The sequence below is a fragment of the Variovorax sp. P2_H12 genome (assembly GCF_056403395.1).
The window spans coordinates 152,264-173,702 of sequence record NZ_JBFUFO010000025.1 but is presented as its reverse complement, the minus strand read 5'-3'; the positions used below and the strand labels follow the sequence as shown (position 1 = coordinate 173,702).

The 21,439-nt window shown below is 67.0% G+C and carries 21 protein-coding genes; 7 read left to right on the top strand and 14 right to left on the bottom strand.

What is annotated here, in order from left to right; all coding sequences use genetic code 11:
- Positions 1-19 precede the first annotated feature (19 nt).
- The 7 genes from dnaB to ppsA all read right to left on the bottom strand — a co-directional run bounded on the left by dnaB (position 20) and on the right by ppsA (position 6,284).
- Positions 20-1,420 carry a replicative DNA helicase gene (gene dnaB / locus AC1DYK_RS19915; RefSeq protein WP_478167872.1) on the bottom strand — a complete coding sequence of 467 codons (1,401 nt, stop codon included), beginning with the start codon at positions 1,418-1,420 and terminating at the stop codon, positions 20-22.
- 170 nt (positions 1,421-1,590) lie between these two features.
- The gene (rplI, locus tag AC1DYK_RS19910; RefSeq protein ID WP_478090842.1) at positions 1,591-2,043 is read right to left on the bottom strand and encodes a 50S ribosomal protein L9; all 453 of its coding nucleotides are present in this window, start codon (positions 2,041-2,043) and stop codon (positions 1,591-1,593) included.
- A 13-nt stretch (positions 2,044-2,056) separates the two neighbouring features.
- Complete coding sequence (rpsR, locus tag AC1DYK_RS19905) at positions 2,057-2,338, bottom strand: 30S ribosomal protein S18 (protein WP_007830781.1); 282 nt, start codon at positions 2,336-2,338, stop codon at positions 2,057-2,059.
- 18 nt (positions 2,339-2,356) lie between these two features.
- Positions 2,357-2,653, bottom strand: coding sequence for a primosomal replication protein N (gene priB / locus AC1DYK_RS19900; protein ID WP_478167871.1), 297 nt, complete (start codon positions 2,651-2,653; stop codon positions 2,357-2,359).
- A gap of 4 nt (positions 2,654-2,657) precedes the next feature.
- Positions 2,658-3,032, bottom strand: a complete 375-nt coding sequence (rpsF, locus tag AC1DYK_RS19895) for a 30S ribosomal protein S6 (protein WP_286610166.1) — start codon at positions 3,030-3,032, stop codon at positions 2,658-2,660.
- Between the two features lie 161 nt (positions 3,033-3,193).
- Positions 3,194-3,676 (bottom strand): hypothetical protein, encoded by a 483-nt coding sequence (locus tag AC1DYK_RS19890; RefSeq protein WP_478167870.1) that lies wholly within the window; start codon positions 3,674-3,676, stop codon positions 3,194-3,196.
- A 214-nt stretch (positions 3,677-3,890) separates the two neighbouring features.
- Complete coding sequence (ppsA, locus tag AC1DYK_RS19885) at positions 3,891-6,284, bottom strand: phosphoenolpyruvate synthase (protein WP_478167869.1); 2,394 nt, start codon at positions 6,282-6,284, stop codon at positions 3,891-3,893.
- A gap of 199 nt (positions 6,285-6,483) precedes the next feature.
- Here ppsA and ppsR point away from each other — a divergent pair, with 199 nt between their 5' ends.
- The gene (gene ppsR / locus AC1DYK_RS19880) at positions 6,484-7,305 is read left to right on the top strand and encodes a posphoenolpyruvate synthetase regulatory kinase/phosphorylase PpsR (RefSeq protein WP_478088216.1); all 822 of its coding nucleotides are present in this window, start codon (positions 6,484-6,486) and stop codon (positions 7,303-7,305) included.
- Positions 7,306-7,580: 275 nt separating this feature from the next.
- Here the strand turns inward: ppsR and AC1DYK_RS19875 are convergent, their stop codons facing one another.
- The 7 genes from AC1DYK_RS19875 to ahpC all read right to left on the bottom strand — a co-directional run bounded on the left by AC1DYK_RS19875 (position 7,581) and on the right by ahpC (position 15,904).
- On the bottom strand, positions 7,581-8,219 hold the full coding sequence (locus AC1DYK_RS19875; RefSeq protein ID WP_478167868.1) for an ATP-binding cassette domain-containing protein: 639 nt from the start codon (positions 8,217-8,219) through the stop codon (positions 7,581-7,583).
- A complete protein-coding gene (locus AC1DYK_RS19870; RefSeq protein ID WP_478167867.1) occupies positions 8,216-9,253 on the bottom strand; it encodes a FecCD family ABC transporter permease in 1,038 nt (345 codons plus the stop codon). Before AC1DYK_RS19870 ends, AC1DYK_RS19875 begins: the two co-directional genes overlap by 4 nt.
- A complete protein-coding gene (locus AC1DYK_RS19865) occupies positions 9,250-10,128 on the bottom strand; it encodes a heme/hemin ABC transporter substrate-binding protein (RefSeq protein WP_478167866.1) in 879 nt (292 codons plus the stop codon). The genes AC1DYK_RS19870 and AC1DYK_RS19865 overlap by 4 nt, the downstream gene beginning before the upstream one ends.
- On the bottom strand, positions 10,125-11,198 hold the full coding sequence (locus AC1DYK_RS19860; RefSeq protein ID WP_478167865.1) for a hemin-degrading factor: 1,074 nt from the start codon (positions 11,196-11,198) through the stop codon (positions 10,125-10,127). Before AC1DYK_RS19860 ends, AC1DYK_RS19865 begins: the two co-directional genes overlap by 4 nt.
- A 24-nt stretch (positions 11,199-11,222) precedes the next feature.
- Positions 11,223-13,442: a TonB-dependent hemoglobin/transferrin/lactoferrin family receptor gene (locus AC1DYK_RS19855; protein WP_478167864.1), complete on the bottom strand. Its 2,220-nt coding sequence runs from the start codon at positions 13,440-13,442 to the stop codon at positions 11,223-11,225.
- Positions 13,443-13,661: 219 nt separating this feature from the next.
- On the bottom strand, positions 13,662-15,248 hold the full coding sequence (gene ahpF, locus AC1DYK_RS19850; protein WP_478167863.1) for an alkyl hydroperoxide reductase subunit F: 1,587 nt from the start codon (positions 15,246-15,248) through the stop codon (positions 13,662-13,664).
- 83 nt (positions 15,249-15,331) lie between these two features.
- Positions 15,332-15,904, bottom strand: a complete 573-nt coding sequence (gene ahpC, locus AC1DYK_RS19845) for an alkyl hydroperoxide reductase subunit C (RefSeq protein ID WP_478167862.1) — start codon at positions 15,902-15,904, stop codon at positions 15,332-15,334.
- Between the two features lie 216 nt (positions 15,905-16,120).
- Between ahpC and bfr the strand changes: the two genes are divergently transcribed.
- The 6 genes from bfr to AC1DYK_RS19815 all read left to right on the top strand — a co-directional run bounded on the left by bfr (position 16,121) and on the right by AC1DYK_RS19815 (position 21,260).
- Entirely contained in the window at positions 16,121-16,597 is a 477-nt protein-coding gene (gene bfr, locus AC1DYK_RS19840; RefSeq protein WP_478167861.1) for a bacterioferritin, read from the top strand.
- 196 nt (positions 16,598-16,793) lie between these two features.
- Complete coding sequence (locus tag AC1DYK_RS19835) at positions 16,794-17,438, top strand: PepSY-associated TM helix domain-containing protein (protein WP_478167860.1); 645 nt, start codon at positions 16,794-16,796, stop codon at positions 17,436-17,438.
- Positions 17,439-17,456: 18 nt separating this feature from the next.
- Complete coding sequence (locus tag AC1DYK_RS19830) at positions 17,457-17,978, top strand: DUF2271 domain-containing protein (RefSeq protein ID WP_478167859.1); 522 nt, start codon at positions 17,457-17,459, stop codon at positions 17,976-17,978.
- Positions 17,979-18,014: 36 nt separating this feature from the next.
- Positions 18,015-18,818: a DUF4198 domain-containing protein gene (locus AC1DYK_RS19825; RefSeq protein ID WP_478167858.1), complete on the top strand. Its 804-nt coding sequence runs from the start codon at positions 18,015-18,017 to the stop codon at positions 18,816-18,818.
- Between the two features lie 40 nt (positions 18,819-18,858).
- Positions 18,859-19,899, top strand: a complete 1,041-nt coding sequence (locus tag AC1DYK_RS19820; RefSeq protein WP_478167857.1) for an FAD:protein FMN transferase — start codon at positions 18,859-18,861, stop codon at positions 19,897-19,899.
- Entirely contained in the window at positions 19,896-21,260 is a 1,365-nt protein-coding gene (locus tag AC1DYK_RS19815; RefSeq protein WP_478167856.1) for a sulfite reductase subunit alpha, read from the top strand. The genes AC1DYK_RS19820 and AC1DYK_RS19815 overlap by 4 nt, the downstream gene beginning before the upstream one ends.
- Positions 21,261-21,439: the final 179 nt, after the last annotated feature.

The window sequence follows — 21,439 nt, the reverse complement described above, 5'->3', positions numbered from 1 at the left end:
CTGGCGGCCCGGCGCCGGCCTAGAAGTCGTTGCCGCCGGCGAGGTTCTCGAACTTGGTCAGCGGCTTCAGGAACGCCAGCTTGACGGTGCCCGTCGGGCCGTTCCGGTGCTTGCTGATGATCACTTCGGCGACGCCGGGTTCCTTGCTGTTCTTGTCGTAGTAGTCGTCGCGATAGATGAACATGATGATGTCGGCATCCTGCTCGATCGCGCCGGATTCGCGCAGGTCGCTCATCATCGGACGCTTGTCGGTCCGGCTCTCGACGCCGCGGCTCAGTTGCGAGAGCGCGATCACGGGGCACTTGAGTTCCTTGGCCAGCATCTTCAGGCCGCGCGAGATTTCACCCACCGCGGTGGCGCGGTTCTCGTCGTTCATGCTGGTCGACACGCTCATGAGCTGCAGGTAGTCGACCACGATCAGGCCGAGCTTGCCGTACTGGCGCGCCAGGCGCCGCGCATTGGCGCGCAGCTCGCTGGTGGTCAAGCCGGGCGTCTCGTCGATGTGCAGGGAGACGTTGCGCAGTTTCTCGATCGCCTCGGTCAGGCGCGGCCATTCCTCGTCGGTCAGCTTGCCGGTGCGCAGGTGGCCCTGGTCGATGCGGCCGATCGAGCCGACGATACGCACCGCCAGCTGCGAGGCCCCCATTTCCATCGAGAACACCGCCACCGGCAGGCCTTCGTTGAGCGCCACGTGCTCTGCGATGTTGATCGCCAGCGAGGTCTTCCCCATCGAAGGGCGCGCGGCCAGCACGATCATGTCGCCCGGCTGCAGGCCGGAGGTCATCTTGTCGAACTCGTAGAAGCCGGTGCGCACGCCCGTGATGTCGTTCGGGTTCTCGGCCATCTCGGTCACGCGGTCCAGCAGTTCGACGACCAGGGAGTCCATGCCCTGGAAGCCCTGCTTCATGCGCGTGCCTTCCTCACCGATGTTGAAGATCTTCTGTTCGGCCTCGTCGAGGATCTTGTCGACCGCCTTGCCTTGGGTGTTGAAGGCGTTGGTCGCGATCTCGTCGCTGGCGCTCACGAGCTTGCGCAGGATCGAACGCTCGCGCACGATTTCCGCGTAGCGGCGGATGTTGCTGGCGCTCGGCACGTACTGGGCGAGCGAGTTGAGGTAGCCGAGCCCGCCGATCTCGTCGGCCTTGCCGAGGTTCTGCAGCTGCTCGTAGACCGTGATCACGTCGGCCGGCTTGCTGGCATTGATCAGCGTGCCGATGGCCGCGTAGATCAGCTTGTGCTCGTGGCGGTAGAAATCGCCGTCGACCACCACGTCGGCCATGCGGTCCCAGGCACTGTTGTCGAGCAGGAGCCCGCCCAGCACGCTCGATTCGGCCTCGATCGAATGCGGTGGGATGCGCAATTGCGCGATCTGGCGGTCGGACGACGGGTCGTTATCGGCGTAGGAAAAAACTGCGGACATGAAGTTCCTTGCAACCATGCATGCTAAGCGGCGGCGGGCGCGGCGTCACGTGGACAAGGCTGTGAATAAGCGGTGATCTTCCGGTGCAGCGTCTGGGACAACCCATCCGCCCGGAAAAAGAAAAGCCGCCCGAAGGCGGCTCTTCCACGCGCGCGAAGCGCGTCGGGCGATCAGGCGGTTTCGCCGTAGACCGCGACGGTGATGTCGACCACCACGTCGGTGTGCAGCGCGACGCTGACGGTGCTGTCGCCAGCGACCTTGATCGGGCCGTTGGGCATGCGCACCTGCGACTTCGCCACCTTGTAGCCCTGCTTGTTGAGCTCTTCGGCGATGTCGCTGTTGGTCACCGAGCCGAACAGGCGGCCGTCGACGCCGGCCTTCTGGGTCAGCTTGACGGTGGTGCCGGCGAGCTTCTCGCCCTGGGCTTGCGATTCGGCCAGCTTGGCGGCAGCAGCTTTTTCGAGTTCGACGCGCTTGGCTTCGAATTCGGCCTTGTTGGCTTCGGTGGCACGGCGGGCACGGCCCGACGGGATCAGGAAGTTGCGAGCGTAACCGTCCTTGACCTTGACGATTTCGCCGAGCACGCCGAGGTTGACGACCTTGTCCAGAAGAATGACTTGCATGGTATCTGGCTCCTTAGACGCGGTGTTGGTCGCTGTACGGCACCATCGCGAGGAAGCGGGCACGCTTGATCGCGGTGTTGAGCTGGCGCTGGTAGATCGCGCGCGTGCCGGTCAGGCGTGCGGGGATGATCTTGCCGTTTTCGCTGATGAAGTCGCGCAGGGTGTCGATGTCCTTGTAGTCGATCTCTTCGACGCCGGCGACGGTGAAGCGGCAGAAGCGCTTGCGCTTGAACAGCAGCGACTGGGTGTTGCGCTTCGGACGCTTGTCCTTGTTGAATTTCTTGAACGTGGCCATTTTTGGACCTCTAGAAAATTAGTTGAATTCTTGAATGTGAAGCACGGGATGCTTGGCCGTACCCGGTGTGGCGAGGAAGCCCTGGAATTGCCAGAGACTGCCCAGCTCCTGCCTTGCGAGCCGCTCGGCCACTGCGCCGAACGCGACGGCCTTGATGGCCGCCTTGACCTGTCGGGGCTGGGCCGCTTCGGTCACTGTCGACTCGTGTTCGAGTCGCAGGTCGATGGCGGGCAATCCGGCAGGCGTGTAACGCAAGGCTCCGAGTTCGGCGACGCAGGCAGTCAGCACCAGCTGATTGACCGCGGCAGCGCTCACCTCATCAGTTGTTGTTGGCGGCGTATTCGGCCTGCTGGGCCTTGCGGGCCTCTTCGCGCTCGACCGTCTTCATCATCGACGAAGGACCGGTGTCGGCCTTCTTCTTGACCACGGTGAGGTGGCGCAGAACGGCGTCGTTGAACTTGAACGCGTGCTCGAGTTCGGCCATGACGGTCTGCTCGGCTTCGATGTTCACGCACAGGTAGTGCGCCTTGTTGAGCTTGTTGATCTGGTAGGCCAGCTGACGGCGGCCCCAGTCTTCAACGCGGTGGACCTTGCCGCCGCCGGCCGTGATCAGGCCCTTGTAGCGTTCCAGCATGGCCGGAACCTGCTCGCTCTGATCCGGATGGATCAGCAAAATGATTTCATAGTGACGCATTGGCACTCCTTGTGGATTTTTCCCGCGGTTGGCAGGAAAGGGGTTGAGCCACCCGCGGCGTCAGACGTGGTGTGGCAAGGCAAAGCCGTAAATTATAGCACTCAGGCCGGCGCCGGGCCGTTCCCGGGTGGCCTGAGGCCCCTTGAGGGGGGCCGTGCGGGTCAGCCGCGCAGCGCCCGTTCGAGCGCCGAGGCCTTCTCGGGCCCCACCGCGGCCTGGATCTTGGGAAACAGCTCCAGCAGTTGCTCGCAGTTCGAGGTGCCTTCGACCGCCAGGTTGAGCCTGAAGCCGCGCAAGCCCAGGCTGCCGGTCAGTTGGGTGGCGATCGGATAGGCGTCCTTGTAGCGTTGCTGGTCCGAGCGCGCGGCCTCCGGTACATCCGCTGCAGGCTTGGGCGCGGCGGCAACCGGAAGCGCCTCGGGGACGGCCACAACCGCGGCCGCACCCTCCCCGACCCGCGCCAGCAGCCCCTGCCCGACCATCTGGTCGATCTCCTCGCGGCTCACGCCCATTCCGGACTCGAGCACCTCGCCGACGCTTCGCTTGCCATCGAAAAGGATGAACGCGGTGCGCTGGCGTGGCGTCAGCGCAATGGACCGGTCCTTGAGAACACGCTGCCCGGCTTCGGTCTTGACAAGAATCATGGGGTTCCTCGACGTCAAGGTCAGGGCGTATGGCAGGGCCGGCAAATGGTCCTGGTGCGACTTCAGCACAACCGCGCCCCGGGATCCGGCGAGTTTGACACCAAAGAAGCATCTGGTTGCAAATACAGCCAGCTGACGCGAGGATTACACGAAGACCGTGACCAGGTCGTTGCGCGGCGGTGACAAATCTGCCACCACCGCCCCTCGCAGCCGCTCAGCGCTTGGCGAGCTGCTTCCAGGTCTCGATCACGCTGTCGGGGTTGAGCGAGATCGACTCGATCCCCTGCTCGGCGAGCCAGAGCGCGAAATCCGGATGGTCGCTGGGGCCCTGGCCGCAGATCCCGACGTACTTGCCCTGGTCCTTGCAGGCCTTGATGACCTTCGCCAGCAGCGCCTTGACGGCCGGGTCGCGCTCGTCGAAGTCGGCGGCCAGCAGTTCCAGGCCGGAGTCGCGGTCCAGGCCCAGCGTGAGCTGGGTCAGGTCGTTCGAGCCGATCGAGAAGCCGTCGAAGAATTTCAGGAACTCCTCGGGCAGGATCGCGTTGCTCGGCACCTCGCACATCATGATCAGCTTGAGTTCGTTCTCGCCGCGCTTGAGGCCGTGCTCGCCCAGCAGCGTGGTCACGCGCTCGGCCTGGCCCAGGGTGCGCACGAAGGGCACCATGATCTGCACGTTGGTCAGGCCCATCTCGTTGCGCACGCGCTTGAGCGCCTCGCACTCCATTGCGAAGGCCTCGCTGAACTCGCCGCTGAGGTAGCGCGCCGCGCCGCGGAAGCCCAGCATCGGGTTCTCTTCCTCGGGCTCGTAGCGGCTGCCGCCGATCAGCTTGCGGTACTCGTTGGACTTGAAGTCCGAGAGGCGCACGATCACCGGCTTGGGCCAGAAGGCGGCGCCGATGGTGGCGATGCCCTCGGCCACCTTGTCGACGTAGAAGGCCCGCGGCGACGCATGGCCGCGCGCCACCGATTCGACCGCCTTCTTGAGGTCGGCATCGACATTCGGGTAGTCGAGGATCGCCTTCGGGTGGACACCGATGTTGTTGTTGATGATGAACTCGAGCCGCGCCAGGCCGACGCCGTGGTTCGGCAGCTGGGCGAAGTCGAAGGCCAGCTGCGGATTGCCCACGTTCATCATGATCTTGAGGTCGATGCCGGGCATCTCGCCGCGCTGGACCTCGGTCACTTCGGTTTCGAGCAGGCCGTCGTAGATGAAGCCGGTGTCGCCCTCGGCGCAGCTCACGGTCACCAGCGTGCCGTCCTTGAGCAGGTCGGTGGCGTCGCCGCAGCCGACCACCGCCGGGATGCCGAGTTCGCGCGCGATGATCGCCGCGTGGCAGGTGCGCCCGCCCCGGTTGGTGACGATCGCGGCGGCGCGCTTCATCACCGGCTCCCAGTTCGGGTCGGTCATGTCGGTCACGAGCACATCGCCGGCCTGGACCTTGTCCATCTCGCTGATGTTGTGGACCAGCCGCACCGGCCCGGTGCCGATCTTCTGGCCGATCGCGCGGCCCTCGGCCAGGATGGCGCCGCGGCCCAGCAGCTTGTAGCGCTGCTCGGCCTTGCCCTGCTGCTGGCTCTTCACGGTCTCGGGACGCGCCTGCAGGATGTAGAGCTGGCCGTCGGTGCCGTCCTTGCCCCATTCGATGTCCATCGGACGGCCGTAGTGTTCCTCGATGACCAGCGCGTATTTCGCCAGTTGCTCGACGTCGGCGTCGGTCAGCGAATAGCGGTTGCGCTGCTCGGCCGGCACGTCGGTGGTCTTCACCAGCTTGCCGCTGGCCGCCTTCTCCGCGGCGCTCGCGAACTCCATCTGGATCAGCTTGGAACCCAGATTGCGGCGGATCACGGCCCGCTTGCCGGCGCGCAGCGTCGGCTTGTGGACATAGAACTCGTCGGGGTTCACGGCGCCCTGCACCACGGTTTCGCCCAGGCCGTAGCTCGAGGTGATGAAGACCACGTCCTCGAAGCCGGACTCGGTATCGATCGTGAACATCACGCCGGCCGCGCCGAGGTCGCTGCGCACCATGCGCTGCACGCCGGCGGAGAGCGCCACCACGTCATGGGCGAAGCCCTTGTGCACCCGGTAGCTGATCGCGCGGTCGTTGTAGAGCGAGGCGAAGACTTCCTTCATCTTGTGCAGCACGTCCTCGATGCCGACCACGTTGAGGAAGGTCTCCTGCTGGCCCGCGAAGGAAGCGTCAGGGAGGTCTTCCGCGGTGGCGGAGGAACGCACCGCGAAGCTGGCCTGGGGATTGCCGGCCGACAGCGTCGCGAAAGCCTCGGCGATTGCCTGCTGCAGGTCGGCGGGAAAGGGTTGGGCCTCGACCAGCGCACGGATCTCGCCACCCACCGTGGCCAGCGCGCGCACGTCCTCGGTGTCGAGCGTCGCGAGCTTGGCGCTGATCTTGTCGGCCAGGCCGTCGTGCGCCAGGAATTGGCGGAAAGCATGGGCCGTGGTGGCGAAGCCGGTGGGGACCCGCACGCCCTGCGGCAGCTGGGAAATCATCTCGCCGAGACTGGCGTTCTTGCCACCGACCGACTCGACGTCGGTCATTCTCAGGTTTTCGAACGGTACGACCAGGGCGGTCGCTTCGAACAGTGCAGACATGGGAAAGCTCCAGAAGTTGAAACTGATGCTGCATGCAGGCGCCGCGACGCGATCGTTCTTCTTGCTCTGGGCATCGGCGGGGGGTGCATGCTGGAATTCGAAGGGGAAGGCTGAGGGGAAAGCGCCCGGCATTCCCGATAATGGGGCGAATTGTAGGCGCGGCCGAGTCCGGCGTGCCGCAGGACAAGGTCGCCAAAATATGCAAACGCGCACTGTTTTCTTCGTTTCCGACGGCACCGGCATCACCGCCGAGACCTTCGGCAATGCCGTTCTGGCCCAGTTCGAGATGAAGCCCCGCCACGTGCGGCTGCCCTTCACCGACACCGCCGACAAGGCGCACCAGGCGGTGCGGAAGATCAATCACACGGCCGAAATCGAGGGTGTGCGGCCGATCGTGTTCACGACACTGGCGAACATGGAAGTGCTCGAAGTGATCGAAACCGGCTGCAAGGGCATGCTGCTCGACATGTTCGGAACTTTCGTGCGGCCGCTCGAGATCGAGTTCGCGATGAAATCGAACCATCGCATCGGCCGCTTCAGCGACGTCAGCAAGAGCAAGGAATACGACGCCCGCATCCAGGCCATCGATTTCAGCCTGGCGCACGACGACGGCCAGAGCCACCGCGATCTCGAGGGCGCGGACGTGATCCTGGTCGGCGTCAGCCGCAGCGGCAAGACGCCGACCTCGCTGTATCTCGCCATGCAGCACGGCCTGAAGGCGGCCAACTACCCGCTGATCCCCGAGGATTTCGACCGCCGTCAGCTGCCGCCGGCCCTGATGCCGCATCGCAAGAAGATCTTCGGGCTCACGATCCAGCCCGAGCGCCTGAGCGAGATTCGCAACGAGCGCCGGCCGAATTCGCGCTACGCCAGCCTCGAGAACTGCCGCCAGGAGGTCAGCGAGGCCGAGGCGATGATGCGGCGGGCCGGCATCCGCTGGCTGTCGACCACCACCAAGTCGATCGAGGAGATCGCGACCACGATCCTGCAGGAATTGCGGCCGGAACGCCTGACGTACTAGGCTCGCCCCCAGGTTGCCCGGCACTTCGTGTCCGGGCGCCCACCCCCTACCGGGGGCAACACCAGCGGCCTGGCAAAGCCAGTTCCGCGGTGTTCCACGAACGGGCCTGGCTGCGCAGGCCGCGGAATCCGGCGCTCGCTGCGATCATCTCCGCGGCTGCGCGGAGCGCGCCCGTTGGTGAGCAGTCGCGGAACCGGCTTCGCCGGGCCGCTGACTGCGCCCCCGGTCGGGGGTGGGCGGCTACACGAAGTGAGCCAACCTGGGGGCGAGCCCCACTAGCCGAACAGGTACTGCACCATCCCGTCGGCGGCGTTCACCGGCTGGCACGGCATGGCCCACACGCGCTCGATCAGCGCCGGCTGCAGCACCTGCGCCGCCGGCCCCTGGTGGACGCCGGCGCCGCCGACCAGCACCACCACGTCGTCGGCATAGCGGCGCGCCAGGTTGAGGTCGTGCAGGACGGCCACGATGCGTGCCATCTGCACGCGCGCCTTCTCGCCCCCCGACAAGGTGTTGAGCACCCGGTGCGTGAGCGCCGACACATCGGTCAGCGCCATCGCGCCTTCGACGATGCCGTCTTCGTCCCGGCTCGGCGTGCCGCGGTGGGGAAAACGGCCCAGCGCGACGATGTCCTGCGCAGTGAAGTCGAAGGCCACCGCGCTCTCCTGGGGCATGAGGGCCCGGCGCAGGGCCAGTGCCGCGGTCTTGTGCTCGGCCAGCGGCAGGCGGTCGAGCAGCACGCGGCCGCGATCCGGCCGGCGCTGGCCGCCCAGCACCGACAGCAGGGTGGACTTGCCCGCGCCGTTGGGGCCCAGAATGGCCGTCACCCGGCCCGGGTGCAGCGTGATGTTGGCGCCGGACAGCACGGTCTTGCCGCCGATGCGCACGTCGGCGTCGATGCAGCCGAGCGTCATATGCGTCCCCGGAAGTGCCGCAGCATGAGCAGGAACATCGGCACGCCGATGAAGGCGGTCAGCACCCCCAGCGGAAGCTCGGTCGGCGCCATCGCAGTGCGCGCCACCGTGTCGGCGGTCAGCACCAGCACCGCGCCCAGGAGCGCCGACCCCGGCAGCACCACGCGATGGTCGGGCCCCGCCACCAGCCGGATCCAATGCGGCGCGATCAGGCCGACGAAGCCGATGATGCCGGTGGTCGCCGTGACCGCGCCGACCGCGAAAGCGGTCACCAGGATCGCCCGCCGCTTGACGCGCTCGACGTCCACGCCCAGCAGCGTCGCCTGCGCCTCGCCCAGCGCGATCGCGTTCAAGGGCGCGGCCAGCGTCAGGCCAATGCACAGCGCCACGCCGACGATCGCGCCGACCAGCAGCACCGCGCTCCAGCGCGCGCCGCCCAGGCTGCCCAGCAGCCAGAACTGCAGGCTGCGCAATTGTTCGTCCGACGCCATCACGCTCAGGAAGCCGAGCCCGGCCCCCGCCAGCGCGTTGATCGCGATGCCCGCGAGCAGCATCAGCGCCATGCGCGTGCTGCCCTCGCTGCGCGACAGGCCGTAGATCAGCAGCGTCACCACGAAGCCACCGCCGAAGGCCATGCTGACCAGCGTCCAGCTGCCAAGCGTGCGCGGCAGCACCGGCATCAGCCAGGCGCCGAGCACGATCGTGACGCCGGCCGCCAGCGCGGCGCCGCTGCTGATGCCGATCAGGCCCGGGTCGGCCAGCGGATTGCGGAACAGCCCCTGCATCAGGGTGCCTGCCATGCCGAGCCCGGCACCGGCAGCGACGCCGAGGATCAGGCGCGGCAGCCGGATGTTGACGAACACCAGGTACTCGGGCGACGCATCGGCGCCGCCCTGCCAGATCGAGCCGAACACGCCCAGCCATTGCGAGGCACTGATGGCGTAGGCGCCCGAACCGGCGCCGATGGCGAAGCTCAGCAGCAACAGCACGAGGCCACCCGCCAGGGTGGCGCGCATCGTCAGCCGCCCGCTCATGTCGCGCGAAAGCTCTTGTGCAGTTCGCTGATGGCGAGAGGCAGGCGCGGACCGAACCCCAGCAGCAGCAAGGCATCCTGCGTGACCAGCGCCCGCTTCCTGAAGGCCGGCGTCAACGCGAGTTCCGGGCGCTGCCAGAACTTCTCTGCACCGCCGTGCGCCTCGATGCTCTGGGTGGTGGTCATGATCACATCCGGAGCCGCGCTGGCCATGGCCTCGGCGGTCATCGGCCGGTAGCCCTGAAAGCCCGAGAGGCAGTTGACACCGCCGGCGAAGCCGATCACCGCATGGGCCGCCGTCCTCTCTCCCGACACCTGCGGGCTCGCGCTGTGGGACAACACGAACAGCACGCGCGGCTTGCGCGTTCCGGCCGCGTCCGCCGCCACGCGCTGCTGCACCTCGGACCATTCGGCATCGAGCCGCGTCACCAGTTCGCGCGCCTGCGGCTCGCGCGCCGCCGCGCGGCCCACGGCAGCCACCTTGCGCTGCACCTCGCCCCAACTGTGATCGGCTTCGACCAGTTCCAGCCTGACGCCGGCCGCACGCAGCTGATCGAGCACGACCGGCGGCCCGGACTCCGTGGTGGCGATCACCGCATCGGGCTTGAGCGACAGCAGCCCTTCGGCGGAGAGCTGGCGCATGTAGCCGACCTTCGGCGTCCGGCGGGCGGCCTCCGGGTAAAGACTGGTGGTGTCGGTGCCGACCAACTGCGACTCGGCCCCCAACGCGAACACCACCTCGGTGATGGCGCCGCTGACGGCCACCAGGCGCGGCGCGCGCGGGCCCTGCGCAGCGGCGGGCCACGCGCCGGCGGCCAGCGCACAAGCGCCGAGAAGTCGAAGCGTGTCGCGCCGTTCTCGCGTCGCCCTCGTCATGCGCTCACCTCGGCGCTCGGCAGCTTGCGCACCAGCTCGCGCCAGTCCTCGCGCTCCGGAACACCGGGCTTGCGCGCACCGAAGAACATCGCCATCAGGCCGCCCTCGCGGTCGAAGGCCTCGACCGAGGTCACGACGCCGTCGCTGGTCGGCTTCTCGACGATCCAGACGCTCTCGATCAGGTCTTCGCGCAGGTGCAGGTTGAAGCCCGGGTCCAGCACGTTGAGCCACTGCATGCCGCGCATCTCCAGGGGTTCGACGCGCACCACAGGTCCGGTGTGGATCTGGATGCAGCCCGGGCTGCCCACGAAGACCATGATGGGCGTGCCCGCGAAGGAGGCCTCGTGCAGCAGCTCGCGCACCGCCAGGCGCGCGGCCCGTGTCGTGAATCGGCCCTCGGTCAGGCGGAAGCTCTGCTGTCGCTCGACTTCGAACTTGTTCAGCAGCCCGAAGAACTGGTGCGTGTCGGTCATGCCGCCCCAGGCCTGGGCGAAGCCGGCGCCGTCGATCTCGCGGTCGGGCCGCGGCGGCGCCTTGGGCTGGCCCGGGCCGAAGGCAGCAAGCTGCGCGGCATCGGCATGCGCCTGGCCGACCGACTGGAAGGCATCGCGATCGGTCGCATCGCGGGCGAAGATCTTGTGCACGGCCACGCCGCTGGCATCGAAGAACTGCAGGCTCAGCGACGGCGGCTGGCCCGCGTTCGCGGCCGCCTCGCTGACGAGGAAGCCGGCATGCCAGTGGCTGAAGAAGAGCCGCAGATCGATCTCCTCGCCGAGCGCGAGGCCCATCCGGGCACCGCCGGACAGGTTCCGGTAGACGCCCGTCTTCTCGTGCACCGTCGAGGCGTTGCGCGTCAGCGCCAGCACCGGACCGCACGGTTCCAGCGCTTGCAGCAACTCGAGCCACGGTCCGCGCAGCGGCGTTGCATGCAGCGCCCGGTCATGCGCACCCGCATGGGCGGCGATGGCCTCGCCCTCGCTGATGCCGAGCGCCTCGGCGGCGTCCTTGTGGCGCTTGCCTTCGGCGCGCAGCGCGGCGAATCGTTCGCGGATGAGTTCGTTGGTCGTCATGAGTTCCTGCTTGGGTGAGGTGAATCAGAAATCGGCCACGAGCGACACATTGAAGTGCCGGCCAGGCTGCGTGTAGGCGTCCACGATGGGAGAGTTCGACGCGAGGCCGCGGACATCGCTCCACATCCAGTACTTCTTGTCGGTCAGGTTGACCAGCGCGACGTTCAGGCGCAGGTCGCGGCGAATGCGCCACTGGGCGTTCAGGTCGAGCGTGGTGGCCGAAGGCGTGAGGTACTGGACGCCGGTGGTGACTTCGGCCGGATCGACATCGCTGCGCTTCTTGGCCGCATAGTGAACCGCATCGAGGCGCACGCTCCAGGTCGGCGCCTGGTACTGGAGGGCGACCATGAACTTCTCCGGGTCGACCGAGTTGAGCGGCACGTTGGCGGTGCGGTCCTCGCCGTTCGTGCGGCCGTAGGCGAAGGGCAGCGAGAAGCCCGTGCCCTGCGTGGTCCAGTCGAGTTCGCCCTTGAACTCGAAGCCGTCGATGCGCGCGCGCCCGATGTTGACCGACTGGAAGGTCGCGGGATGGGTGCGCGACCCGAACACGCCGCCGATCTGGCGGTCATTTTCGATCATGTCCTTGTAGGTGCCGGTGAAGACCGCGGCCTCGAAATTCAGGATGCCGGCGCGGCCGCGCGTGCCGATCTCGAAGTTCTGGCTGGTCTCCGGCTTCAGGCCCGGATTGGGAATCGTCCGGTAGCCCGAAACCACGTTCTCGAAGAAGTTGTTGACCTGGAACGCGTTGGGCGCCTTGAAGCCGGAGGCGTAGTTGCCGTAGACGGTCCATTGCGGCGTCGCCCGGAACAGCACGCCGAGCTTGGGCGAGACCGCCGAGTCGGACAGCGACACCGCGCGGGCGTTGAAGCCGGTCTGATCCGCATCGATGTCGAAGCGGTCGAAGCGCACCCCGGGCGTGATGCTCCACTGGTCGTGGATGAACTCGTCCTGCACATAGAAGGCCGCGGTCTTCTCGGTCGTGTCGGGGAACCGCTTGAGCGGATAGACCTCGCCGACCGGCGGCACCAGCCCGGTCTGCAGGTTCTCGACCTGCGTGTTCGTGTAGTCGATGCCGTAGGTGATGCGCTGCGACCAGTCCCCGGGCATGCGCAAGGTCTTGTCGGCCTGCAGGCCCGCTTGCCAGGTGTTCTCGCCATAGGTCACGTCGCGCATCCGGTCGGCGGCGGTGTAGCGGTTCTCCCAGGCGAGCTCCTGCGAATTCGACTTCTGGTAGCTCAGGTAGCCCAGCAGGTTGTCCGCCAGCACCGAGTCCACGCGCAGCCGGCCGTCCCAGGTCAGGCGGTCGCGCTGCAACTGCGTCAGCGCGCCGAGGCCGATCACCGACGTCGAGGCGAACGGCGGCTTCGAAATGCCCGACAGCAGGTCGTAGCCGGTCGACCGGTCGACGTACTCGAACGTGAGGTTGTGGGTCAGGCTGGCGTTCGGCGTGACGATCACTCTGGCCAGCAGCGACTTGCTGTCGGTGCGCTCCGGATTGGGCGCGGTGCGGTCCGAATTGCGGGCGTCGTTGGTGCCCATGTTCTCGAGCTCGTGCGTACGGCTGCCGTTGGCCGAGATCAGCCAGCTCACCGTGTCGCTGGCCTTGCCCGCAAGCGTGACCCCACCCTGCCAGCCGTTGTCGTCGCCGCTGTAGCCGACGTTCGCGCTGCCGCCGAAGGTCTTGCCGTCGGCGAGGAAGGTCTCGGGCTGCCGCGTGATGAAGTTGACCAGGCCGGCGAGCCCGTCGGATCCGTAGAGCGCCGAGGCCGGCCCCTTGATGATCTCGATCCGCTCGATCAGGCCGAGGTCGAAGTAGTCGCGGCCGAAGGCGTTGGCGCTGAAGACGTAGCTGCGCGGCATGCGGATGCCGTCCGTCATCAGCAGCACGCGGTTGCCGTCGAGGCCGCGGATGTTGAAGCCTGCATTCCCGTCGCGACCGGTGTTCCCGGCCGCCAGGCCGAAGCGTGCGGGCGCGCGCCGGACCGAGACGTTGGGAATGTCGCGCACCGCGTCGCGGATGTCGTGGATCTGCTCGAACTCGATCTGCTGGCGGTCGATCACCTCGATGGTGGCCGGGACGTCTTCCCTGTTCTGCTCGGAGCGCGAGCCGCTCACCACGATCTCGCCGAGGGCCGCGATTCGGGCGGGGCCGGCCTCCTGGGCCGCGGCGAAGGTAGAGAGGCCGCAGGCGATCAGCCAGGGGAGCGTTTGAAGTCGATGCGCGAAGGCAGGTGAGCGTGCCACTTGAGGGTCCAGAAAACAGTTGACGAACTGCTCGCTGGACGGCGCGCAAGGGCTGCGCGCGAAAGCCTGGCTGGCGGTGAAATCAGGCCTTGGCCCGACACACAATCATATGCGAATGATTCTTATTATTGCCAATTGCCCCCCGTCTGAATGAGGGATCGGAAACCCAGCAGAAGACACCGCGACCCATCCGAGATGGATCGCGGCGCTTTCAACGCATCAGGCGGCGACCGCCTCTTCCGCCGGCGCCGAGCTGCGGATCAGGTGATCGAAGGCGCTCAGCGCCGCCTTCGCGCCGTCGCCGGCCGCGATGATGATCTGCTTGAACGGCACCGTGGTCGCATCGCCGGCCGCGAACACGCCGGGCACCGAGGTCTGGCCCTTGGCGTCGACCACGATCTCGCCGTGCTTCGAGAGCTCGACCGTGCCCTTGAGCCAGTCGGTGTTGGGCACCAGGCCGATCTGGATGAATACGCCCTCGAGCGGCACCGTGTGGCTCTCGCCGCTCGCGCGGTCCTTGTAGACCAGGCCATTGACCTTCTGGCTGTCGCCGGTGATCTCGGTGGTCTGCGCGTGGGTGATCACCTTGACGTTGGCGAGGCTGCGCAGCTTGCGCTGCAGCACCGAGTCGGCGCGCAACTGCGTGTCGTACTCGACCAAGGTCACGTGGCCGACGATGCCGGCCAGGTCGATCGCCGCCTCGACGCCCGAATTGCCGCCGCCGATCACCGCCACGCGCTTGCCCTTGAACAGCGGGCCGTCGCAGTGCGGGCAGTAGGCCACGCCCTTGTTCTTGTACGCGTGCTCGCCGGGCACGTTGATGTTGCGCCAGCGCGCGCCGGTCGAGATCACGACCGAGCGGCTCTTGAGCGAGGCACCGCTCTCGAGCTTGATCTCGATGAAGTCCTTGCCCGGAGCGCTCGGCACGAGCGCCGCGGCCCGCTGCAGGTTCATGATGTCGACGTCGTAGTCGCGCACATGCTCCTCGAGCGCGAGCGCGAACTTGGGCCCTTCGGTTTCGCGGATCGAGATGAAGTTCTCGATGCCCATGGTATCCAGCACCTGGCCGCCGAAGCGCTCCGAAGCGATGCCCGTGCGGATGCCCTTGCGCGCCGAGTACACGGCGGCGGCCGCACCGGCCGGGCCGCCGCCGACGATCAGCACGTCGAACGGTTCCTTGCCGGCGATCTTCTTCGCTTCGCGCTCGACGCCGCTGGTGTCGATCTTGGCGAGGATCTCCTCGAGGCTCATGCGGCCCTGGCCGAATTCGGTGCCATTGAGAAACACGGTCGGCACCGCCATGATCTGGCGTTCCTTGACCTCGTCCTGGAACAGCGAGCCATCGATCATCGTGGTCTTGATGCGCGGGTTCTGGATTGCCATCAGATTCAGCGCCTGGACCACGTCGGGGCAGTTGTGGCAGGTCAGCGAGATGTAGATCTCGAACTCGAAATCGCCGTCGAGCGCGCGGATCTGCTGCAGCACGGCCTCGTCGACCTTGGGCGGATAGCCGCCGACCTGCAGCAGCGCCAGCACCAGCGAGGTGAATTCGTGGCCCATCGGAATACCCGCGAAGCGCGGGCCATGGTTTTCGCTCGGCCGGTTGATCGAGAACGAGGGCTTGCGGTGGTTGTCGTCGCGGCTCTCGGTGACTTTGACCAGCGGCGACGATTCGGCCACGTCCTTCAGCAGCGATTGCAACTCGCCCGACGCCTTGCTGTCGTCGAGCGAAGCGACGATCTCGATCGGCTGCGTGATGCGGTCGAGGTAGCTCTTGAGTTGCGATTTGGTGCCGGCGTCGAGCATGGTGATCTCTCTCTTTGGAAATGCGATGGAAACAAAAAAGCCCGGGAGCAAGCGCGCCCGGGCCGTGGCGCGAACGAGGCGGCTTAGATCTTGCCGACCAGGTCGAGCGAAGGCTTCAGCGTTTCGGCGCCTTCGGTCCACTTGGCGGGGCAGACTTCGCCGGGGTGAGCCGCGACGTACTGGGCAGCCTTCACGCGGCGCAGCAGTTCGGCAGCGTCACGGCCGATGCCGTTGTCGTGCACTTCGATGGTCTTGATCTTGCCTTCGGGGTCGATCACGAAGGTGCCGCGGTAGGCCAGGCCGGCGTCTTCGCCTTCTTCGATCAGGACCTGGAACGCGCGGGCCAGTTGCTGGCTCGGGTCGCCGACCAGCGGGTACTTCACCTTGCCGATGGTGTCCGACGTGTCGTGCCAGGCCTTGTGCGTGAAGTGGGTGTCGGTCGACACGCCATACACCTCGACGCCCAGCTTCTGGAACTCAGCGTAGTGGTCGGCCAGGTCGCCCAGTTCGGTGGGGCACACGAAGGTGAAGTCGGCCGGGTAGAACACGACGACCGACCACTTGCCCTTGAAGTTCTCGTTGCTGACGGGCACGAACTTGCCGTTGTGATACGCGGTGGCCTTGAACGGGACGATTTCGGTGTTGATCAGGGACATATTGGATTTCCTTGGTGGCTGATGAAAAGTGCGAGTGATTAGTATAACTACCAATCTCCACTTTTTCATAGTCATGAACTATTAAATGCATTGCCCACCCCTATGAATGCGAACACCTATCACCCTCACCCGCATGCAGAGCGCCGGCGCATGGGATTACTTGCGCCGCCCGGCGGCAGGCTCCCACAATCCACCCTTTAAGAACAAGGAAGAACCATGAAGGGCGACCCACAAGTCATCGATCATCTGCAGGCGCAGCTCAAGAACGAGCTGACCGCGATCAACCAGTACTTCCTGCACTACCGGATGCTCAAGCACTGGGGCCTGGACAAGCTGGCCAAGAAGGAATACGAGGAGTCGATCGGCGAGATGAAGCACGCCGACAAGCTCATGGACCGGATCTTCATGCTCGACGGCCTGCCGAACCTGCAGGACCTGGCCAAGCTCCAGATCGGCGAGGACGTGCCCGAGATCCTCGATTGCGACCTCAAGTCCGAGACCGGCGCGCAAGCCACGATCAAGGCCGGCATCGCGCACTGCGAAAGCGTGCGCGACTATGTCTCGCGCGACCTGCTGCAGGAGATCCTGGACGACACCGAGGAGCACATCGACTTCCTCGAGACCCAGATCGACCTGGTCGGCAAGGTCGGCCTGCAGAACTACCTGCAGTCACAGATGGGCGAGATCGAATAGGCCGGCGCGACGCCGTGCAAGCGGGGCAATGCCCCGCTTTTTTTTGCCTTTACGAAACTTCATTGCTATCGAATCAGGAGCGCGACAAGCAGAGGGGGTAAGGGCTGAAGCCACCTCGATGAAGCGGACTCGGCACAGGCCAGCGCTATGCAAATAGCATTCATTCGCATTTGTAGGACTAGAATCGCCGGCTCCGATGACCGCCGCCACCACCGACCGCCGCCGCCGCGCCTACTGGCTCAAGACCTTGCACGAATGGCACTGGGTCAGCTCGGCGCTCTGCCTGATCGGCCTGCTGCTGTTCGGCATCACCGGCTTCACGCTCAACCACGCGGCCAGCATCGAGGCCAAGCCGAAGGTCAGCAGCCGGACCGGCACCATCGACCATGACTTGCGCGCGGCACTGCAGAAGCAACTGCCCGCGGCCAAGGCGCAGAAGGGCAAGGCGGAACTGCCCGCGGAATTGCAGGGCTGGATCAGCAAGCAATGGGCAGTCGACACCGCAGGGCGAGACGCCGAGTGGTCTGACGACGAGATCTACCTCTCGCTGCCCCGCCCCGGCGGCGATGCCTGGCTGCGGCTCAACCTGGCCGACGGCGAGGCCGAGTACGAGCGCACCGACCGCGGCTGGCTGTCCTACTTCAATGACCTGCACAAGGGCCGCAACAGCGGCGCCGCCTGGAGCTGGTTCATCGACATCTTCGCGGTCGCCACGCTGGTGTTCTCGATCACCGGTCTTTTCATTCTCAAGATGCATGCGGGCAACCGGCCCTTCACCTGGCCGATGGTCGGCATGGGCCTGGTCATTCCGGTGCTGCTCGCGCTGCTGTTCATCCACTGATCCAGGAAAGAGGTCTTCGTGCAAGTTCGCTATTCCCTCGCGCTCGCCGCCCTGTTCGGCGCGCCGGCCTTCGCCGCGGGGCTCACCGTCAACATCGAGGTGCCGCGCCTCAGCGTGGCCGAATACCACCGCCCCTATGTGGCGGCCTGGATCGAGCGGCCCGACCAATCGGTCGCGAGCACGCTCGCGGTCTGGTACGACGTCAAGAACAAGGGCAACGCGGAAGGCGAAGGCACCAAGTGGCTGAAGGACATGCGCCAGTGGTGGCGGCGCACCGGTCGCGAACTGCAGATGCCGGTCGACGGCGTGAGCAGCGCGACGCGGCCCGCGGGCAAGCATCAGGTCAACCTGTCCGAAGGCTCGGTGGCGCTGCCCAAGCTGGCACCGGGCGCCTACAAGCTGTACGTCGAGGCGGCGCGCGAAGTCGGCGGTCGCGAAATCGTGAGCATCCCCTTCCAGTGGCCGCCGGCGAAGACCGAGCAGTCGCAGGTCGCGGGCACCAGCGAGCTCGGCGAAGTGAAGCTCGAGCTCAAGCCCTGATGCTCGGTTCGCCTCCAACATCACCGGAATCCCATCATGAAGTTCTCTTTGCGCACCCTCGCCCTCGGCATCGCCCTTTGCGCCGGCACCGCGGCCGTCCAGGCTCACAACGCATGGCTGATGCCCTCGAGCACCGTGCTGTCCAAGGCCGACTGGATCACGGTCGATGCCGCCGTCTCGAACGACCTTTTCTTCTTCAATCACGTCCCGCTCGGCCTGGACACCTTGGCGGTCACCGCGCCCGATGGCAGTGCCTTGAAGGCCGAGAACGTCTTCAAGGGCAAGCTGCGCAGCGTGTTCGACCTGAACCTCACCCAGCCCGGCACCTATCGCCTGGCACTGGTCAACGACGGCGTCTTCGCACGCTGGAAGGACAAGGCCACCGGACAGCCCAAGCGCGCCCGCGGCACGGCCGAGAACATCGCGAGCCAGATCCCGGCCGACGCGCTGGAGCTCGAGATCACACAATCGGCCGGCCGCAACGAGACTTTCGTCACCGTGGGCAAGCCCAGCACCCTGCGTCCGACCGGCAAGGGCCTCGAACTGGTCACGGCCAATCCGACCGATCTGGTGAAGGGCGAGAAGACCAGCTTCACACTGCAGCTCGACGGCCAGCCCGCGAAGGACCTCGAGGTCACGGTCACGCTGGGCAACACGCGTTACCGCGACAAGCTCGACGAGCTCAAGCTCAAGACCGATGCCAAGGGCCAGTTCAGCGTGACCTGGCCGGAGGCCGGCATGTACTGGCTCGACACCAGCACCACGGACAAGAAGACCTCGGTGCCGCAGGCCAAGGAACGGCGTCTGAGCTACGCCGCAACCCTGGAAGTGATGCCCTGAAAACCATGTTGCTCGCCCCCGGGCGCGAGCCTGACGCGCCGTGAGCATGTCCTCGCCTGAGGGGAAGCCGAGCCCCTCCTTCGCGACCTGGCGCGCGGGCGGCTACGCCAACACGCCCCGGCCGCGCCGCGCCGATCCGTCCAGCCTGCAGACGCTGGCGGGCCGCACCATGGGCACCACCTGGTCGCTGCGCTTCGACAATCCGCGCATGATCGCGCTGGATGCCGTGCGCGCCGGCACGCAGGGCGCGCTCGATCGCGTGGTCGCCCAGATGAGCACCTGGGAGCCCGATTCGGACATCAGCCGCTTCAACCGGTCCGACGCCGGCAGCCGGCACGTGCTCGAACCCGAATTCGCCGAGGTGCTGGCCTGTGCCCTGCAGTGGGCGGCAGCCAGCGACGGAGCCATCGACCCGAGCATCGGACCGCTGGTCGCGCTCTGGGGCTTCGGCGCGCAGGCCGACGCACCGGTCGCAGGGCCGCCCTCCCCGGCCGAACTCTCGCAGGCGCGTCAACGCGTCGGCTGGCAGCGCGTGGCGCTCGACCCCGCCACGCGCTCGATCGTGCAACCGGGCGCCGCCGCGCTGGACCTGTCGGGCGTCGCCAAGGGCTTCGCAGTCGACCAGGTTGCCGCCGCGCTGCGAACGCTCGGACTGTGCGACTTTCTGGTCGAGGTCGGCGGCGAATTGCGCGCGGCCGGTCGTCGCCCCGACGGCGACCCCTGGCAGGTGCTGGTCGAAGCGCTGGCCGGGACCACCCATCGGGTGGCGCTCGAGGGCCTGTCCATCGCGACCTCGGGCGACCGCTGGCATGCGCGCGAGCATGAGGGCCGGCGCTGGTCGCACACCCTCGATCCGCGCACCGGCGAGCCGGTCGGCCACGCGCTCGCCTCGGTGACGGTGCTGCACCCGGAGTGCATGCAGGCCGACGCACTCGCCACGGTGCTGACTGTGCTGGGGCCGGAGGACGGCTTGGCCTTCGCCCACCGGCATGGGCTCGCCGCGCTCTTCGTCCGCCGCGGCGACGAGGGGCATTGCACCTTCACCAGCGATCGCTGGCCGACCCCGGCCCTCGCCGCATGACCGAGCCCGCCCTGCGAGCGCTGGCCGCGTGCCTCACCGTGCTGGCCTACATCGCGCTGTGCGCGGCCATTTACGGGCGGCAGCGCCGGCAGCACGACGCCATGGCACGCCGGGCCGCGGCACTGGCCGGGAACGAGCCCGCAGCCGCCACGCTCGTGCTGTTCGCGAGCCAGACGGGCCAGGCCGAGGCCCTCGCCTGGCAGACCGGCCGCTGGCTGCACGAGGCCGGAACACCGGCGCGCGTGATGTCGCTCAACGACGCCGACGCCGAGCTCCTGCGCAGCACGCCCCGGGCGCTGTTCATCGCCAGCACCTATGGCGAAGGCGATGCGCCCGACGGCGCCAGCATGTTCGCCGAGCGCGTGATGGGCTCGGCGGCCGAGCTCTCCTCGCTGCGCTATGCGGTCCTGGCGCTGGGCGACCGCCAGTACGCCAACTTCTGCCGCTTCGGCCGCCTGCTCGACGAATGGCTCCATGCGGCGGGCGCAAGGCGCAGCTTCGAGCGCATCGAGGTCGACAACGCCGAGCCCGCCACCCTGGCCGCCTGGCAGGCGCAGTGCGGCGGTGCACCGGATGCCGGGCCGGAAGAGCCGCCCGAAACCATCTCCGTTCCCTGGCGCCTTGCCACCCGCACCCTGTTGAACGAAGGCAGCGCGGGCGCGCCGGTCTATCGCCTGGCGTTCACGCCGGCCGCCGGGCCGGCGCCTGACTGGGCGTCCGGCGATCTCGCGCAACTCGCCCTCGCGAGCGACCCCGGACGCCCACGCGACTATTCGATCGCCTCCATCCCCAGCGACGGCGAGCTGCAGTTGCTGGTGCGCCAGGAGCAGCATCCGGACGGCACGCTCGGCGCCGCCTCGGGCCTGCTGACGTCGACCCTGCCCCTGGGCGACACGGTCCAGTTGCGGCTGCGCCCGCACCGCAACTTCCGGCTCGGCGACAACGCCGCACGACCGTTGCTGCTGATCGGCAACGGCACCGGACTGGCCGGACTGCGCAGCCATCTGCGCACCCGCGCGGCCCTGGGCCGGCACGACAACTGGCTGGTCTTCGGCGAACGCCATGCGCGGCACGACTTCCTCTGCCGCGACGAGATCGAGGCCTGGCAGCGCACAGGGATGTTGCAGCGGCTCGACATGGTGTTCTCGCGCGACCAGGCCGAAAGGCTCTACGTCCAGCATCGGCTGCTCCACCTGCACGCGGAAGTCAGCGCCTGGATCGCCCGCGGTGCGGCGATCTATGTCTGCGGGCGCCTGCAGGGCATGGCGGCCGGGGTCGATGCCGCGCTGCGACAGATCGCCGGTCAGGCGACGATGGGCGAATTGCAGGCCAGCGGCCGCTACCGCCGCGACGTCTACTGAGCCGCCCGGCGCCCTGTCAGTTGCGCTCGAGCAACGAATAGACCCAAGCGTCCTCCGAAATTTCTCTCAACGTTAACGCTGCGTTAACAATCGTATTGAGATTCATTATCATTCACTGACTTCGCTTCTTCCGCGAATCAGCTCACCCAGCCAATCCAGCCGCCTCCACGCCGAGGACG

Excerpts from the sequence above, each read along its gene's own strand:
- dnaB (WP_478167872.1), bottom strand. The coding sequence starts at position 1,420 with ATGTCCGCAGTTTTTTCCTACGCCGATAACGACCCGTCGTCCGACCGC.
- rplI (WP_478090842.1), bottom strand. The coding sequence starts at position 2,043 with ATGCAAGTCATTCTTCTGGACAAGGTCGTCAACCTCGGCGTGCTCGGC.
- rpsR (WP_007830781.1), bottom strand. The coding sequence starts at position 2,338 with ATGGCCACGTTCAAGAAATTCAACAAGGACAAGCGTCCGAAGCGCAAC.
- rpsF (WP_286610166.1), bottom strand. The coding sequence starts at position 3,032 with ATGCGTCACTATGAAATCATTTTGCTGATCCATCCGGATCAGAGCGAG.
- AC1DYK_RS19890 (WP_478167870.1), bottom strand. The coding sequence starts at position 3,676 with ATGATTCTTGTCAAGACCGAAGCCGGGCAGCGTGTTCTCAAGGACCGG.
- ppsA (WP_478167869.1), bottom strand. The coding sequence starts at position 6,284 with ATGTCTGCACTGTTCGAAGCGACCGCCCTGGTCGTACCGTTCGAAAAC.
- ppsR (WP_478088216.1), top strand. The coding sequence starts at position 6,484 with ATGCAAACGCGCACTGTTTTCTTCGTTTCCGACGGCACCGGCATCACC.
- AC1DYK_RS19875 (WP_478167868.1), bottom strand. The coding sequence starts at position 8,219 with ATGACGCTCGGCTGCATCGACGCCGACGTGCGCATCGGCGGCAAGACC.
- AC1DYK_RS19870 (WP_478167867.1), bottom strand. The coding sequence starts at position 9,253 with ATGAGCGGGCGGCTGACGATGCGCGCCACCCTGGCGGGTGGCCTCGTG.
- AC1DYK_RS19865 (WP_478167866.1), bottom strand. The coding sequence starts at position 10,128 with ATGACGAGGGCGACGCGAGAACGGCGCGACACGCTTCGACTTCTCGGC.
- AC1DYK_RS19860 (WP_478167865.1), bottom strand. The coding sequence starts at position 11,198 with ATGACGACCAACGAACTCATCCGCGAACGATTCGCCGCGCTGCGCGCC.
- ahpF (WP_478167863.1), bottom strand. The coding sequence starts at position 15,248 with ATGCTCGACGCCGGCACCAAATCGCAACTCAAGAGCTACCTCGACCGC.
- ahpC (WP_478167862.1), bottom strand. The coding sequence starts at position 15,904 with ATGTCCCTGATCAACACCGAAATCGTCCCGTTCAAGGCCACCGCGTAT.
- bfr (WP_478167861.1), top strand. The coding sequence starts at position 16,121 with ATGAAGGGCGACCCACAAGTCATCGATCATCTGCAGGCGCAGCTCAAG.
- AC1DYK_RS19835 (WP_478167860.1), top strand. The coding sequence starts at position 16,794 with ATGACCGCCGCCACCACCGACCGCCGCCGCCGCGCCTACTGGCTCAAG.
- AC1DYK_RS19825 (WP_478167858.1), top strand. The coding sequence starts at position 18,015 with ATGAAGTTCTCTTTGCGCACCCTCGCCCTCGGCATCGCCCTTTGCGCC.
- AC1DYK_RS19815 (WP_478167856.1), top strand. The coding sequence starts at position 19,896 with ATGACCGAGCCCGCCCTGCGAGCGCTGGCCGCGTGCCTCACCGTGCTG.